General features: G+C 41.9%; 13 protein-coding genes and 1 pseudogene. 7 read left to right on the top strand and 7 right to left on the bottom strand.

The window, feature by feature from the left end; all coding sequences use genetic code 11:
* Positions 1 to 182: 182 nt before the first annotated feature.
* Genes O9324_RS12490 through O9324_RS12480 form a run of 3 tightly spaced genes read right to left on the bottom strand, consistent with a single transcriptional unit; the run spans position 183 to position 5,548 of the window.
* Complete coding sequence (locus tag O9324_RS12490) at positions 183 to 3,074, bottom strand: formylglycine-generating enzyme family protein (RefSeq protein WP_288140357.1); 2,892 nt, start codon at positions 3,072 to 3,074, stop codon at positions 183 to 185.
* A complete protein-coding gene (locus O9324_RS12485; RefSeq protein ID WP_288140356.1) occupies positions 3,071 to 4,030 on the bottom strand; it encodes an AAA family ATPase in 960 nt (319 codons plus the stop codon). The genes O9324_RS12490 and O9324_RS12485 overlap by 4 nt, the downstream gene beginning before the upstream one ends.
* Positions 4,031 to 4,036: 6 nt before the next feature.
* On the bottom strand, positions 4,037 to 5,548 hold the full coding sequence (locus O9324_RS12480; protein WP_288140355.1) for a VMAP-C domain-containing protein: 1,512 nt from the start codon (positions 5,546 to 5,548) through the stop codon (positions 4,037 to 4,039).
* 158 nt (positions 5,549 to 5,706) lie between these two features.
* Here O9324_RS12480 and O9324_RS12475 point away from each other — a divergent pair, with 158 nt between their 5' ends.
* The 5 genes from O9324_RS12475 to queD all read left to right on the top strand — a co-directional run bounded on the left by O9324_RS12475 (position 5,707) and on the right by queD (position 9,161).
* On the top strand, positions 5,707 to 5,892 hold the full coding sequence (locus O9324_RS12475; protein ID WP_288140354.1) for a hypothetical protein: 186 nt from the start codon (positions 5,707 to 5,709) through the stop codon (positions 5,890 to 5,892).
* 64 nt (positions 5,893 to 5,956) lie between these two features.
* Positions 5,957 to 7,072 carry a fatty acid desaturase gene (locus tag O9324_RS12470; protein WP_288140353.1) on the top strand — a complete coding sequence of 372 codons (1,116 nt, stop codon included), beginning with the start codon at positions 5,957 to 5,959 and terminating at the stop codon, positions 7,070 to 7,072.
* Positions 7,073 to 7,513: a photosynthetic reaction center family protein gene (locus O9324_RS12465; RefSeq protein WP_288140366.1), complete on the top strand. Its 441-nt coding sequence runs from the start codon at positions 7,073 to 7,075 to the stop codon at positions 7,511 to 7,513.
* Between the two features lie 71 nt (positions 7,514 to 7,584).
* Entirely contained in the window at positions 7,585 to 7,842 is a 258-nt protein-coding gene (locus O9324_RS12460; RefSeq protein ID WP_353851713.1) for a hypothetical protein, read from the top strand.
* 944 nt (positions 7,843 to 8,786) lie between these two features.
* Positions 8,787 to 9,161 (top strand): 6-carboxytetrahydropterin synthase QueD, encoded by a 375-nt coding sequence (gene queD, locus O9324_RS12455; RefSeq protein WP_002769619.1) that lies wholly within the window; start codon positions 8,787 to 8,789, stop codon positions 9,159 to 9,161.
* 152 nt (positions 9,162 to 9,313) lie between these two features.
* Here the strand turns inward: queD and O9324_RS12450 are convergent, their stop codons facing one another.
* Positions 9,314 to 9,919: a DedA family protein gene (locus O9324_RS12450; protein ID WP_002769621.1), complete on the bottom strand. Its 606-nt coding sequence runs from the start codon at positions 9,917 to 9,919 to the stop codon at positions 9,314 to 9,316.
* 175 nt (positions 9,920 to 10,094) lie between these two features.
* On the bottom strand, positions 10,095 to 11,372 hold the full coding sequence (ahcY, locus tag O9324_RS12445) for an adenosylhomocysteinase (RefSeq protein ID WP_002755549.1): 1,278 nt from the start codon (positions 11,370 to 11,372) through the stop codon (positions 10,095 to 10,097).
* 243 nt (positions 11,373 to 11,615) lie between these two features.
* On the opposite strand from ahcY, the gene O9324_RS12440 reads away from it, so the two are divergent.
* Both O9324_RS12440 and O9324_RS12435 read left to right on the top strand, forming a co-directional pair.
* Positions 11,616 to 12,791 (top strand): ImmA/IrrE family metallo-endopeptidase, encoded by a 1,176-nt coding sequence (locus O9324_RS12440; protein ID WP_288140351.1) that lies wholly within the window; start codon positions 11,616 to 11,618, stop codon positions 12,789 to 12,791.
* Positions 12,791 to 13,381: pseudogene (locus O9324_RS12435) on the top strand (PIN domain-containing protein). The gene O9324_RS12440 and the pseudogene O9324_RS12435 overlap by 1 nt, the downstream one beginning before the upstream one ends.
* Before the next feature lie 62 nt (positions 13,382 to 13,443).
* On the opposite strand, the gene O9324_RS12430 reads toward O9324_RS12435, so the two are convergent.
* A complete protein-coding gene (locus O9324_RS12430) occupies positions 13,444 to 14,115 on the bottom strand; it encodes a riboflavin synthase (protein ID WP_288140350.1) in 672 nt (223 codons plus the stop codon).
* A 15-nt stretch (positions 14,116 to 14,130) separates the two neighbouring features.
* Positions 14,131 to 15,426: a glutamate-5-semialdehyde dehydrogenase gene (proA, locus tag O9324_RS12425; RefSeq protein WP_287732195.1), complete on the bottom strand. Its 1,296-nt coding sequence runs from the start codon at positions 15,424 to 15,426 to the stop codon at positions 14,131 to 14,133.
* Positions 15,427 to 15,437 lie beyond the last annotated feature (11 nt).

Raw genomic sequence — 15,437 nt, 5'->3', positions numbered from 1 at the left:
TGTAGGGTTGATTCTAGGTTTGATTGTAGGGTTGATTCATGAATCAACCCTACCTTGATAAGGGGAAAACCTAAAACCCGTCTTCAATTTAATTATAACCAGCTACTGATCAGCCAACCTCATATAGTACATTTGTTCAAAAAAAATCGAAAAAGAGAAAAAGGAAAAAAAGAGAAAAAGGGTTACAAAGTCCTCCCAGCACCGCACACCACCCGAAAACCGAGGCTGCCGTTGCTGAAGCCGCGGCGGGCGTAGTCGTTGCGGTAAGCAGAACGGCAGTCATCCGGATCGATGTACCACGAACCGCCCCGCAGAGCTTTATTTGCCTGATTTTGCTGTTTTTTGCTCTTTTCTTGCCGAGGACTACCATCCCTAGGTGCGCCTTGATAATTATTCCAGAAGTCATCCTGACACCACTCCCAGACATTGCCGTGCATATCATACAAACCAAAACCATTGGGAGGAAATTGCCCCACGGGGGTGATTTGCTGGCGATATTCTCCTGCTGGTTCCCTAGCAAAGCGTTGCGTACCATTGTAGTTAGCTAAATTTGAGGTGAGGGTTGCTCCGAAGTGGAAGGGAGTGGTGGTTCCAGCACGACAAGCATACTCCCATTCCGCCTCACTGGGCAGCCGATACTGTTTCTTGGTCATTTTAGAGAGCCTTTGGCAAAATTCTACGGCATCTAACCAAGATACATTTTCAACGGGGTTTGTGCTGCCTTTAAACCGCGATGGCTCTGGTTCTAAATCTTGCTCTACTTTTAAATCTTTTCTTTGGGCAATATATAACCATTGAGCTTGGGTAATCGGAGTTTGACTTAGGTAAAACGGAGCGATTTTTACTAAATGTCTGGGGGATTCTCGTTGGAACCAATCCCCCCCCCCGTATTTTTCCCCTAGCCGCGCTATTTCCTCCGCTTCGGTTCCCATCCAAAACTCCCCCGAAGGAATATAGAGCATTTTTAAGCTGGGGGGATTTTCTTCAAAGTAGAAGGCTCTCACGGGTTCTTTAGCGGTAATTTGTCCCGTCTCATCCACAAAAACGGTTTCAGACTTAAACAGGGTTAGGTTAAATTTCTCGGTGATGATTTCTTCTTCTGTGTTATCCAAGACTTCCCTAAACTGGACTGGCATTGTCTCGGCGGTTATTTCTTCGCTTGCCAAAATTTTAAGCTGCTCAGGGGTTAAACGAAGGCGCTGATACAGTTCCCCATCTTCTACGCTGAAATCCTTAAGTCTATGCTTGAGCAGTTGAAACAATATTTCCTCTCCTCGCGTAAGCTCTTTTACCTTAGCTATGGTTACGGTTTTATATTTCCTCATCCACTTTTCCTCAACCGGTGGGGGTGGAGGTGAGTCAACCATAGATTGCAGCTTTTGGCTAATTTCTTGGTACTTTGCTTCCCCTAGCTTTTGGAAAACCTTAGCAGATACCTTGGCAAAGGCGCGAACTAGATTAGCTGCTTCTTTGCCGAGGAGAACTTGGGGATTGGTAAGAATAAGACCAAAAAAGGTGGTGGTACTCAGGTTGAGTTTTTGGGCGATGTATTCCGAGAGGACAAAAATTACCTCTAAGGCGCGGCTATTCCCTAGTTCAGTGAGCAGAAGCTCTCTCACCTCATCATCAAATTCAAAATCTAGGCTGTTGGGGGGAGTATGAAAGTTAAATTTACCTCCTTTGTCCCACTTCACTGGTTCCCCTCCTAGATAGACTTTAAGAAAACCGCTAAGGATGACTTCTGCTATGTTTAGGGGGTTAGAGGCGCTTAAAAGTTTGCTTTGAATAAGACGGATGATGGGAAGATTTACCGGGGCTGCGGCTAATTTTTTCAGTAATTCCCAAGCTAGAGGTGAGGCGGTACTAGCGAATAGTTCTAGAGCTTGCTTCCCAGACATCTCCGGAGAAATAGTTGCGGGTATTTCTCTGTTTTGGGGGGATTTTTCTAGTAGTACCCCCGCACAGGTGGCGTTGCTGTCACCACTGAGAACAAGCGCCCAAGCTTTTAAGGATGAAGGGGTTAGGGAGATGGTGGGTAAGGGAAAGTAGGTTTTTTGGATTGTTTCTCTGAGAATATGTTGATTTTCCTCTTCCTTCTCAATTTGTAGCAGCAGGGGGATAGAGGTAAATCTCCAGTTTTGTGAAGGTTTTCGGGGGGTTTGGTTGACTAGGGAGACGAACCAACCTCGACTAAGGGCGGTTCTTTCCCACATTGCTTCCGGGAAGGGAGAAAGCAGGGTGACGATTTGGTGTTTTCCCCAGTCCTGAAGAGCTTGGTTATAGCGTCCTTGATACCAGTCTGGGGAAGTACAATCACTGTAGAAGAGGATAAGTCTTTCGCCGCGAGGATGGATGAGATCTTTTGGGTGAATTGAGCAAGTATCGTTAGAGTAGGTGCGGATGGCTAAATTTTGCCTATCTTCGTCCCATCCGATGCGGTAGAGTTTGACATCCCGAAAGGCCCCGATTTGTTCTAGCCAATCGCGGATTTCCCCGGCCATTTCTTTCCAAAAGACCATGGAGGCCCATTCTTCAATCAGTAAAACTACCTCTAGGGAACGGACTTTTTGGGCTTGGTAAACGGGTATTAGGGCTAAACTGCCATCTTTCTTGCCGATGCTATACTCGGCCGATTTCTGTACGGTGCTGTTTAGGTTTATTTGTCTTTGGGTGGCTGAGTCTATCTTTTGGATGAGGGGACGCACTGCCCGCCCTAATTTTAGGGTTTCTCGCCAGAATTTGGCACTGGGGAGGCTAATGGGTAGGGTGTCTGCGCCTATCTTCTCAGGTTGTTTTTGTGCCTCTGTCTCCCGTATTAAGGGAACTTCATCGGATGGGGCTGCTGACTCTTGGGTTTCGTTGTTCCTCTCCTGGGGGGGGTTTTTAGTGGTCGGGGTTTCTTTCTTTTCTTCCCTAGGCTCTGGACGGGGTTGGGGGTTTCCTTCCTCTTCTTGGGTGAGAACATACCACCATAAACTATCAGCTATCTGGTAACTGTCTAGGTCCCATCCCCTGCCCTTGACAAAGGTGATAAATTTATCAATTAGTTCTGGTGTGGGAGGGGTTTGGGTCATTTATTGCCTGTGTCGGTGAGGTAGGTAAATAGTAGGTTGGTAAGGGACTTTAATTCTGCACCTGTGGGTTTATTTTCGCCCATGCTCATAAAGACGGCGTTTAAAAGCTGGTCCGTTGCTAGTTGCCCTTTTTCTCGTTTTTTAACATATTCTGCGATCGCGTCTTCTATTTTTTTACTTTCAGGACTGGCCTCTTTATAATTAAAATGGCTTTTTACTATCTTTTTTAGTTCCTCTGGGTTGGGTTCGGGGATTTCTAAGAGCAGACATCTACGTTTAAAGGGTAGGGGAAAATCCCTCTCGCCGTTGCTCGTCATAATCACTATGGGGAACTCTTGGCAGCTTACCTTGCCTTGGGGGATGGATTCCCATTTACCGTCATGGGTTTGTACTGGTATTGGTTGGTTTTCGGTATCTTTAGCGAGTCGGGAAAGTTCGGTGATTTCAAATCTTCCCTCTTCAAAAAGGTTTAAGAGGTCGTTAGGTAAGTCGATGTCACTTTTATCTATCTCATCGATAAGCAGTACCCGGGGATAATTTCTCGGACAGAGGGCTGTTCCCAAGGGACCCAAGCGGATATACTGCCCTATGTCTTTTTTTTCTTCTAATTGGTAATCTTGCAAACGTGCGATCGCATCGTAGTAGTATAATCCCTCTTGTAGGGTGGTGCGGGTATTAATTGGCCAGACTAATACTTCTCCTAAGTCTAATTCGTAGGCGATTGCGTAGGCTAGGGAGGTTTTCCCTGTACCCGGTTTCCCTGTGACTAAAATAGGCCGGCGTAGGTGAATGGCTGCGTTTACGGTTTCGATGGTTTTATCGTCAACTATGAGTTGTTTTCCCCGCTCCTCGGATTTGTTGGTGGCGAAGCTTCGCCAAGGTGGGATTTCTGGCCAAGTAATCTTATCCCTTGAGCGTTTTTCATGATTGCCTTGAAAGATTTTCCATGAACTCATAGTTAGTTAACCTAGGTGCTGAGATGTTAAGTAGTGGAAGGGGGGCATCCGATTAGGGTCTTCTAAAAAGCATAATAGATGATGTCCTAGATGTTCGGGTTCATCTTCTAAATTATCTGGTGATTGTCGCCTCACCTCTTGAACTGTTGTGGACAATTGATTAATTTGAATACCCTGTAAGAGTGTATTAATTTGTGTTCTGTGAATTGCTTCCTGAGCATAACAGCGCGACCCAACGGCTAAAGGTATGCCATATTTTAAGCTTCTTTTAAAGAATTGCTCTAAATCCTCTTGAGTTGAAGCGCAAAGATTGCTCCATAGAGTTGTTTCTTGGCACAAATAGGACTCGCTGTTAGTAACTGTTTGTGTATCTATAAAAGTTTTTTTTAAGCTTTCCCATCTACTTTTCCAATGTTGATAAGCTGGCATTTTACTATACATTGTTTCCAATCTCGTAAGAGAACGAACATTAACAAAATATGTTCTCTTAAGTTGAGTTAGGCTATCAAAGTAATTGTATTCCCAAGATTCAAAGTTAGTATATAGTAGCTTGCCATTGGTGAAAAATTCAATATTTAAGTTTGCACCTCCTCGGTTATGACAATCTTCAATAATTTTTGTTAAAATGTTCGTTATATCTTTTTGAGTATAAACATCTTTGCTAACGCTACTCTCTACAGGAAGAGGTATATAATTATTTCCTTGACTTTGAGATGTATTTAACTGTAGAAACCACGCAGCAAATTTATATTCAGGGGAAGTATTTGCTACATGACCTTTACTCTCCTCTATTTTGATAATTAGATAGTTATTAATATTTTCTCGATTGTCAAGTTCTGGATTAATTTCTGTTATCTCTGCTATCCAAGCACTGTAATCTGTGTCAGTAATCTTTAATAGTTCCTTTAACTCCTGTATTGTTTGTTCAATGTATGAGCGATTGTAGCTATTAATTCTGCTATCTTGAGTAAGTCTAAAAAGTATTATTAATAAATCTTTATCTGGAGAATCTATGATTTTATCGATGATTTTTTCAAAATTAGCATTTTCATTATCTGGCAAGTACGACTTTATAATCCGATTCAGTTCTGATTGTTGTTGTCCAGACAAGTTATTTTTAAGCTTTGTAAATATATTAATTTTTGTCTTATTTTCTTTAAGTTTATCCTGTAAAAAAGTCCCATTGTCACTTATTTTTCTATTATACTCTTCAACCAATGAGATGACATTGTTCTTGTTAACTTTTTCTATATCTCTTTCTAATCCCTTGTTAAATGCCTGGGCAAGTAATGGAAAAAAAGTTTTAGATGCGTGCGTTCTTAGCGACTGCACGTCGTAGCCAGACTCTCTTTCTATGTGTTCATAAGTCCAACCCTGTGCGAACCCTTCGATTAAACATTTTTGAATAGGTTTAATACCATTAGGCTCTATCAATTTAATCACTTGTTCCACACAGCTTAAAAACTGTTCTTTGCCTAAAGAACTCGGAATTTCTGGCTTAGATTTTCTATCTCCCATTTGTACTTGTGGTTCTCCTTTTAAGAATACAATTCACAAAATGCTACTTTTAGCTACTTAATGATACTTTGGCAAATTGACTACTAAATGCTACAAAAACTACCTCGACAATTAAAAGGGCTAGAAATAAGCTAAAAGTGTAGTCTAATTCAGAGCTTATGTACATCTCAAACTACCAGATTAAATCAATAACCGAGAGGCTAAAAAATCTCTTGGGGTATGTACCCAAAGAAGCTTGGGTAATTAATCTCGCCTTCGAGATAGAAATCTCTCCAAAGCACTTTTTTAGTGATGGGCAATTAGTCCAGCACTATCGAGAAATCGAACGCCTACACAACCACTAATAAAACCGCCTGAATTTGGTTATTTAACCATTTTCAGGACAGTACACCCAAATTTTCTACTACTATGATACTCAAAAAAACCACCCCAACACAAGCATCGGCTTTAAGGGATAATCCACGCCTAGGGATGCTCCAAATCAGCGATAATCGTCTCGTACAAGCTTTCTTTGACTGGCTAACAGGCTACTACCTTGCTCCCCCTCTCTGGAAAAGCACCCCCTCCTTAGAGCTAATTTATGGCATACTCCAGTATATAGGCGGATTAGCGATCGCTCTTAGCCACTGGCAATTAATCCCCCTAGTATGTTTGTTATCCGTAGCTGGAGCGGCTCAATTGCAGGAAATAGCCCACTTTTGCGCCCATAATGCTTTTTTCCCTCAATATCCCACTTATAACCATCTTTTAGGTTGTTTGCTCACCTTAATTACCGGGAAAAAGCCGTTTCCGTTGTTCAAAAAAGATCACCTACTAATTCACCACCCCCCGAAAAACCTAGCTACCATGAATGACAAGGGGAATACCCCCTACTTAGTAGAAGAGTTAGGTTTTGAATTTGGAGAAGAAGAGGCCTTCTATTGGCAAAATTTGGGCAAGTTATTACTCTCTCCCAAGTTTTACGGAGAAACCTTCCTTTCTCGCCTGACTAATCTCCTCAAAGCTCCCATTAACTACCAAATAGCTACCCTGATTGTGCTTTTCTTGGCCTCTGTTTGTGCGGGTTTAACCCATTCTTGTTTAATCTGCTTACTCTGGGCGCTATTTACCCAACTCGGAACCTATGCAGCTGCACTCTTGCAACAGCTACCGGAGCATAATTGGGCCTATGAAGCCGATGATAATGAGGGAGCTAAATCTCAGATAATTGGTAAATCTTTTGCTCTATATCTGGGTGCTTACCCTCCGCGCTCAGACCACTGGTTAGAGTGGTTAAAATGGTCCACGGAATTAGTGGGAGCAGTCTTTATTCGGCTAATCATCCTTCCAGTTAGCCTAGGGGCGCACTGTGTTCACCATGCTACACCAAATGATCACAACTGGGCTAATCAACTATACACCCTCAGAGATTTTCAGACTGGCTCAGTGAAAGGATGGCAGCGTTATCAATTCCTTGAGGTTTGGGGATACCGAAACGCCTTAAACTACGTCTTTGTCGGTTTTAGTTTAAGGGGAAAAAGCTAAATTAACCTAATTCTATGCCCAAGGGATTCTCAAAAAACCACTGAAATCGAATCTCAAAACTACGGTTACAAATTCGGTCAAGAGGAAGAAACCTACAATATCGTTGCCGCTCACGGTTACTTCGGACGCTTAATCTTCCAATACGCTTCTTTCAACAATAGCCGTTCTCTGCACTTCTTCTTGGGTGCCTGGCCGGTAATCGGTATCTGGTTTACGGCAATGGGTGTTAGCACCATGGCGTTTAACCTCAACGGTTTTAACTTCAACCAGTCGATTCTCGATTCTCAAGGTCGTGTAATCGGTACTTGGGCCGATGTGTTAAACCGCGCTGGTATCGGTATGGAAGTAATGCACGAGCGCAATGCACACAACTTCCCCTTAGACTTGGCTAGTGGTGAACAGGCTCCCGTAGCTCTGATTGCTCCCGCTATCAATGGTTAATTCCTAGTCTGAAGGAAAAGGCACTCCCGCGAGGGGGTACTTTTTTGTTGTTAGAATTATGATATAGCTCAATGTTAAATGGAATCAATTTTATGTTGTCTTCTCTGATAATTGAATTGGAACAAAAGTTACGAGACTGTTCTCTTGAAGATAAAAAATGGTTATTGGAGCAGTTACATCAACAATTAGGATTGAATAATCAAAAAACAACTAAACAGACATTAATAGATAGTTGGAATGAAGCTTATAGTGATGGATTGGACGAATCAGAAACTTTAATGTTAGAGGGAATACGCCATCATCAACGCCAATTATCTGAGTCAATATGACGATTTTTCAAGGTGAGATTTATTGGATTGATTTGGGAGAACCACAAGGAAAAAAATAAAATTAATTATTCAGTAAATTAAGTTGCTTATTGAACCTCAAGAACTCGAATAATACTGGGTTATAAAAGGATTTAAAAAATCCATTAACACAAAAAAAGCACGAAAATAGATGACAGCATCGCCGCTCACGGTTACTTCGGATGTTTAATACTAAATCCGTTGAGTATAGGCTACATATCAGAATAGCCCAACGGCAAAAGGGGAATAGATAATCAGTTTTTAATAACCGAATTTAGTCCCAGACGCTTCACTAATTGGAAGTAAAAAAATTGTAGGGTTAATTCATGAATTAACCCTACACATCATTTCCATTCAGACGCTTCACGAATTGGAAGCAAGTTCACTTTAAAATCACCCGCCGATAGGATAATGATTTTTAGTTTCCATTCAGACGCTTCACGAATTGGAAGCAAGTCACAATAAAAAAAATCATCGATCTATAGCGTTTCCTGCTCACAAGAGGTACATTATCGATGGTGAAAAGCTTAATTAGCAAAGGTTTAAATGTGCCACACAGGTGTGAGAAACGCTATATCTAGGGTCTGCTGAAAAAGTACGGGCGAAGCATTCGGACAGAAAATTTACGGTTTCACCGATAGGTTATTGCCCGAATGCTTCGCCCCTACGACATCGGGGGGGTCGGGGGGCAAGGGGGGGAGAGTCCGGCAAGAAAGATTTTCAGTGGAGACATTGAGAATCTAAGCTGTCTCGTCGAAGCACGGAATTTCTAACAGCAATGTGGAAAGAATTCCCCGTCACAGCGTAGCTTGACGGTGGGAGTATGTCAATATGGACTAAGAATACTAAAGTTTTAACTAGAATGGATAACTATCGGTGGCGAAATAAATAAACCAGATCTAACCGACAGTATCAACCAATTAACCATGGCAGAATGGATTATTTACAAAGAATTTCGCTTTGAAGCGGCCCATCATTTACCCCACTACGAAGGTAAATGTCGCCGTCTCCACGGTCATAGTTGGTTAGGACGCGTCTATGTGAAAAGTAATCATTTACAGTCCCAAGGCTCACAACAGGGAATGGTGATGGATTTTGGCGAAATTAAACAATATTTACAGCCGCTACTGGATAATTTTCTCGACCATCATTATCTCAATGAAACCACTGGTTTAGCAAATCCCACCAGTGAAGAATTATCGCGCTGGATCTATGAAAAATTGGCAAAAGCTGGTTTGCCCAATCTTCATGCCGTCGAAATCTGCGAAACCTGTACCTCCGGATGTACCTATTATCCCTAATCGGCAAGCTATCATTAGCTAGGATGAATTGCAAACCTATCCCACGAAAATTATAAGATTCCCAGTAAAACGTAGGGTGCGTTAGACGGCAAAAATTGCTGCTTTGACTGGAAGGTGACAATCCGTCGTAACGCACCACCTCTCATCAACACCTACTCGTACCGGCGGTTACGTTTGCGGATAATCCAGAGGATAAACCAGATAACTAGGACAAGTAGAGCTATTTTTGAGACGGGAGCCAGATATTCTTCCACAAGGGGGTAATTCTTCCCTAAAAAGTAACCTGCTGCCGTTAAAAAAACGACCCAGAGAGTCGTGCCGATGGTGGAGTAAACTAAAAAGGGAATCATCGCCATGTGATTCATCCCGGCGGGCAGGGAAATCAAAGTTCGTACTCCGGGGACTAAACGACAGAGTAAAACCGCTTTACTACCGTGACGGTTAAACCATTGATTGGCTTTTTGAATATCTTTAGCAGAAACGGTAATCCATTTGCCGTATTTATCGGCTAGTTTTTCGATTTTTTCCTCATCCACAACCCGACCAAGATAATACCAAGGTAGCGCTCCGACTACGGTTCCGACAATCCCCGCTACCACTGCCGGAATAAATTGCATTTGTCCCTCATGGACGGTAAAACCCGCTAGGGGCATAATTAATTCCGAGGGAATGGGAGGAAAAAGATTCTCTAAAAACATTAATAGGGCTATGCCTAAATAGCCCATAGAAGTCATTGTATTTGTAATCCATTCAGTCATATTTTTTGAGGATTTAGAAAACAGTTTTAAAGTAAAAAAAAGGGAGTGGGGGAGTGGGGGAGTGGGGGAGTGGGGGAGTGGGGGAGTGGGGGAGTGGCAAGAATAAATAAAAGCAATCTCCTGACTCCTGACTCCTGACTCCTGACTCCTGACAACTGATAACTGATAACTGATATTAGGTTCCGGAAGTCCAGGAGTTGATATATTCTAATTGGGCTTCGGTGAGGGTATCGATTTCAATCCCCATAGCTTGCAGTTTCAAGCGGGCGATTTCTTGGTCTAATTCGTAGGGAATTGAGTAGATGCCGGGGGCTAATTTACCTTTATTTTTAACCAAGTATTCTACACCGATCGCCTGGTTAGCGAAACTCATATCCATAACGGCGCTAGGATGACCTTCGGCGGCTGCCAGGTTAACTAGGCGACCTTCACCGATAACAACGACGGATTTACCGCTTTTTAGTCTATATTGTTGGGTAAAGTTGCGAACTTCCTTGACATTATCGGCTTTTGCGCCTAAAGCTTGCAGGTCGATTTCAATATCAAAGTGACCGGAGTTGGAAACAATCGCCCCATCTTTCATCAGGTCAAAATGTTCAGCCCGGATAACGTGCTTGTTACCAGTAACGGTGATAAAGATATCGCCTTCCTTAGCGGCTTCATCCATGGGCATAACCCGGAAACCGTCCATCGCCGCTTCAATGGCACGCACGGCGTTAATTTCGGTGACAATTAGATTAGCGCCTAAACCTTTGGCCCGCATAGCGACACCTTTACCACACCAACCATAACCAGCCACAACCACGGTTTTACCGGCAAGAAGGATATTGGTGGCGCGAATGATACCATCAAGGGTAGATTGACCTGTACCGTAGCGATTATCAAAGAAATGCTTGGTTTCTGCGTCGTTAACGTTCATTGCGGGGAAGGATAACACCCCGGCTTTGAGCATGGCTTGCAAACGGACGATACCGGTGGTAGTTTCTTCGGTAGTACCGATAATGTCGGGTAATTGGTGACTTCTTTCTTTAACCAGGGTGGCCACTACATCACAACCATCATCGATGATAATCTGGGGTTTATGATCGAGGGCGATTTGAACGTGACGGTGATAGGTGTCGTTATCTTCCCCTTTGATTGCATAAACGGGGATACCGTAATCAGCGACTAAACAAGCAGCCACATCATCTTGAGTGGAAAGGGGATTACTGGCAATTAGTAACGCATCAGCGCCACCGGCTTTTAGTGCGATTGCTAAATTGGCGGTTTCGGTGGTAACGTGACAGCAAGCGACTAAACGCAGTCCAGCAAAGGGTTTTTCGATGGCGTAACGTTCGGCTAATTGACGCAAAACGGGCATTTCCCGTCCGGCCCATTCGATGCGCTGTTTGCCGATGGGGGCTAAACTAATATCTTTGATGTCGTATTTCTGTTGAACTGGTGTTGCTACCATAAGGGGTTTTCCTTAAATACAAGCCTCGGCTATTGGTTAATTTAACTTAACATTGTCTGGGGATTTTGGCTAATGTCAAGCTTTTCACTGGTTTTTTATATAGGAAAAAGTTATCAATCCCTCGCTGACCTATCCAGAAATCGGTACATTGTCTCTATTTTGGGTAATTATATAGTACAATAAAACTACTGCATGATCTAAATTAAGCTAGAAATCTCTATCTCGTGATGATAAGATCGACTAATGGGCGAGAAACTGACAGGCGTTAATCCCAAGATAATCCAATGGGCAAGAGAAAGGGCAAGATATTCTCTTGAGTCTGTAGCGGTCAAGTTTAAAAAAGATGTTTCTGTTATCGAAAAATGGGAGTCAGGAGAGGACTTTCCTACTTATAGTCAATTGGAAAAGTTAGCAGAAATATATAAACGTCCTCTCGCTTTATTCTTTTTCCCAGAACCTCCCCTAGAAGCGGAGGAAAAACAAGAATTTAGAACTTTGCCAGACTTTGAAATCGAAAATTTGGCCGCCGATACTATCTATGCTTTACGACAAGCAAAAGCGATGCAATTGTCGCTACAGGAAATTAATAATGGTATTAATCCTAGTACCAAGAAAATCTTTCAGGATATTGCGGTTAGTTCTAGTGATGATTTAAGGAAATTAGCCGAACAGATCAGAAATTATTTAAACGTTACTCTAGAAGAACAACTGACCTGGAATGATCGGGAAACTGCCTTAAAAAAATGGCGTAGTGCCGTGGAAGAAGCTGGTATTTTTATTTTTAAGCGTTCTTTTAAGCAGCGAGAAATTTCGGGATTTTGCTTGATAGATATTGAATTTACGATCATCTATCTTAATAATAGCACTGAAAAAGCTAGACAAATATTTACCATTTTTCATGAATTAGCACATATTCTTTTGCAGACTAATGGAATTACTAAGTCTGACGATAGATATATTAATAGTTTGCAAGGAGAAAATAAATATATCGAGATATTTTGTAATAAATTTGCTGCGGAGTTTCTGCTTCCTAATCATGTTTTTTCTGAGATAATTAGAGAAACAATAGTTAACGATAAAATTATCGCAAAAATTTCCAGTGATTATAAGGTTAGTCGAGAAGTAGTTTTACGAAAACTATTAGATAATAACTTAATCTCCCAGAAAGAATATACTCTTAAAGTAAGGGAGTGGTACAGTGAGCAGGTGGGAAAAAGTCAGGACAAAAATAAAAAATCTGGAGGTGATTACTATGCTAATCAGGCGACATATTTGGGAGAAAATTACCTAAAACTTGTGTTCAATAAATACTATCAAGGCCAATACGATATCGAGCGCGTTGCCGATTATCTAAACATTAAAAAAGTTGCTATGGTGGAAGAACTTGAAAAATATTTATTAAAGAAAGGACTGTTTTGATGGTTTACATTTTTGACACAAGTAGTTTTAAGGTTTTAGGAAACTATTTTCCCAAAAGTTTTCCTACCGTTTGGCAAAAAATTGATTTGCTTGTGTCAGAAGGTAGGCTAAAATCAGTACGCGAAGTGCTTAAAGAAGTAGAATATGGCAATAATAAACAATTTGTTTTAGATTGGATAGACTTCAATAAACAAATATTTTTACCACCCACTGCTCAGGAAACTTTATTTAAGTGGGTGGGTGGAATTAAATATAAGATGAACGTAGGTTGGGTTGAAGCATGAAACCCAACGCCCGATTATGTTACGCTACCGCTAACCCATCCTACAAATAATTGTGCCTCCCTACTTATTGCCGAAATTTTTTCTATAAGTAACTTTAAGGATTTAGTGAGTCAAAAAGCAAGATTACAAGGAAAACCAGTGGCAGATCCATTTATTATTGCCTGTGCTAAGATAAAAGACGGTTGCGTAATTACCGAAGAAGCCTTAAAGCCTAATGCTCCCAAAATTCCCACCGTCTGTCAACACTTTTCTATCGATTGTACCAATGTTCAGGGTTTAATGGAGCGAGAAGGTTGGCAATTTTAAAACTAAAATTAATCGATAAATTGCCAATAAATTTATATGTTGAAAAGGCTTATTCTGGAAAACTAATAACCATGTTCAGCCAGAAATTCTAGGCTAATCTCGCTAGGAGGGTGATAAGAGCGTATTCCTAGCAATTTTTCCACATATTTGCCTAAAATATCCCCTTCTAGATTCACCCAATCGCCTAATTTTAAATGGGAAAGATTGGTTTCAGCGTAGGTGTGGGGGATGACAGCCACTTTAAACCAGCTGCCAGAGGCATCACAATCGGCCACGGTTAAACTGATGCCATTAACAGCTATACTGCCCTTACCGACGATATAACGAGCTATGTAGTTATTCCACTGCTCTTCTAGGGAACTAGGGGCAGCAAAGGTCATTTCCCACGAATTAGCCACGATTATCGATTCGACTAAACAGCCAATTCCGTCCACATGACCGGTGACAAAATGACCGCCGATTTTACTACCCACCCGCAGAGAGGTTTCTAGGTTAACGTTGGTTTCTGTTTTAATCCTTCGTCCCAAAGTAGTGCGCTGTAGGGTTTCCGGGGAAGCGGTGGCCAGAAAACCCTCTGGGAGAATTTCCTCCACTGTCAAACAAACCCCATCCACAGCCACACTATCACCAATCATTAAATCTTGGAGAATTGTATCAGAGGATACAGACAAATAGAGTCTATCGGTATCCACGACCCGAATTGTTGCCAAGGCTTGAATTAATCCTGTAAACATCGGCTTTTTTCTCGACTATAAATCCTTATGCGTGAAAGATTGGGCATTTTCCCCAGAATAATCGGCGACAATATGACCATCTCCCACTAATTGATATTTGTAGGTCACTAATCCCTCTAATCCCACCGGACCGCGGGGAGGCATTTTTTGGGTACTGATACCCACTTCGGCCCCGAAACCGTAACGGAAACCATCGGCAAATCGCGTGGAACAATTATGAAAAACTCCGGCGGCATCGACTCGATCGCTAAAGGTTTTGGCTGTGTTAAAATTTTCGCTGACAATGGCTTCCGTGTGTCGAGAACCGTAATAATTAATATGTTCGATTGCCGATTCTAGACTATCGACAATTTTAATTGACAGAATTAAATCACTATATTCGGTTTGCCAGTCTTCTTCTGTGGCCGATGGTACGTTAATAATCTGACGAGTTGCTTCATCTCCCAATAATTTAACCTTTTTTTCCTCTAATGCCTGGGCCACTGCGGGTAAAAATTGTCTAGCGATGTCTTGATGAACCAATAAAGTTTCAATGGTATTACAAGCGGCAGGATATTGGGTTTTACCATCAACGGTAATTCTAATTGCTTTGCTTAAATCGGCTTCTTTGTCGATGTAGAGATGACAGATACCATCGGCATGGCCGAGGACAGGAATGCGGGTATTATTTTGGATATAACGAACAAATTCGTTAGAACCTCTAGGAATAATTAAATCGATGTATTGATCAAGTTTTAATAGTTCCTGAATTTCTTCTCTTGTTGTTAACAATTGCACCGCTGCCGAATTAACTTTAGTTTGACTCAATGCCTGATGAATAATTGTTACTAAAGCTTGACAAGAACGGAGCGCCTCTTTCCCCCCTTTTAAAATAACGCCATTGCCGGATTTAATCGCTAAACTGGTAATTTGAATTAAAGCATCGGGACGAGCTTCAAAAATAACCCCTAAAACCCCTAAAGGACAGGTTATTCTCCGAAGAGTTAAACCTTGATCTAATTCCCGATTAATTTGTATAGTAGCTAAAGGATCTGCTAATTTAGCCAGATCTCGCACCCCGGCAATGGCGGCTTTTAATTTGCCAGGACTTAACTCTAATCGCGCACATAAAGCCGGAGATAATTCCATCGCCTTGGCTGTTTGAACATCGGCGATATTCGCTTCTAGTATCTTATCAGCATTGGCAGTCAAAGCCTCAGCAATAGCCTCTAAAGCTTCATTCCTTTCTTCGTTAGTCAGGATAGCCAGTTGACGACTCGCTTGACGGGTTTCTCTGGCGATTTCGGGGAGGGATAGAGAAGTTGTAACCATAGAAAATTAAA

The organism is Microcystis sp. LE19-84.1B (genome assembly GCF_027531875.1).
Lineage (GTDB): Bacteria > Cyanobacteriota > Cyanobacteriia > Cyanobacteriales > Microcystaceae > Microcystis > Microcystis panniformis.
This window is presented reverse-complemented; position numbering and strand designations above follow the sequence as displayed.

What these genes read in the sequence shown, in the direction of transcription:
- queD (WP_002769619.1), top strand. Translation starts at nt 8,787, where the DNA reads ATGGCAGAATGGATTATTTACAAAGAATTTCGCTTTGAAGCGGCCCAT.
- proA (WP_287732195.1), bottom strand. Translation starts at nt 15,426, where the DNA reads ATGGTTACAACTTCTCTATCCCTCCCCGAAATCGCCAGAGAAACCCGT.
- O9324_RS12470 (WP_288140353.1), top strand. Translation starts at nt 5,957, where the DNA reads ATGATACTCAAAAAAACCACCCCAACACAAGCATCGGCTTTAAGGGAT.
- O9324_RS12460 (WP_353851713.1), top strand. Translation starts at nt 7,585, where the DNA reads ATGTTAAATGGAATCAATTTTATGTTGTCTTCTCTGATAATTGAATTG.
- O9324_RS12440 (WP_288140351.1), top strand. Translation starts at nt 11,616, where the DNA reads ATGGGCGAGAAACTGACAGGCGTTAATCCCAAGATAATCCAATGGGCA.
- ahcY (WP_002755549.1), bottom strand. Translation starts at nt 11,372, where the DNA reads ATGGTAGCAACACCAGTTCAACAGAAATACGACATCAAAGATATTAGT.
- O9324_RS12450 (WP_002769621.1), bottom strand. Translation starts at nt 9,919, where the DNA reads ATGACTGAATGGATTACAAATACAATGACTTCTATGGGCTATTTAGGC.
- O9324_RS12490 (WP_288140357.1), bottom strand. Translation starts at nt 3,074, where the DNA reads ATGACCCAAACCCCTCCCACACCAGAACTAATTGATAAATTTATCACC.
- O9324_RS12485 (WP_288140356.1), bottom strand. Translation starts at nt 4,030, where the DNA reads ATGAGTTCATGGAAAATCTTTCAAGGCAATCATGAAAAACGCTCAAGG.
- O9324_RS12475 (WP_288140354.1), top strand. Translation starts at nt 5,707, where the DNA reads ATGTACATCTCAAACTACCAGATTAAATCAATAACCGAGAGGCTAAAA.
- O9324_RS12480 (WP_288140355.1), bottom strand. Translation starts at nt 5,548, where the DNA reads ATGGGAGATAGAAAATCTAAGCCAGAAATTCCGAGTTCTTTAGGCAAA.
- O9324_RS12430 (WP_288140350.1), bottom strand. Translation starts at nt 14,115, where the DNA reads ATGTTTACAGGATTAATTCAAGCCTTGGCAACAATTCGGGTCGTGGAT.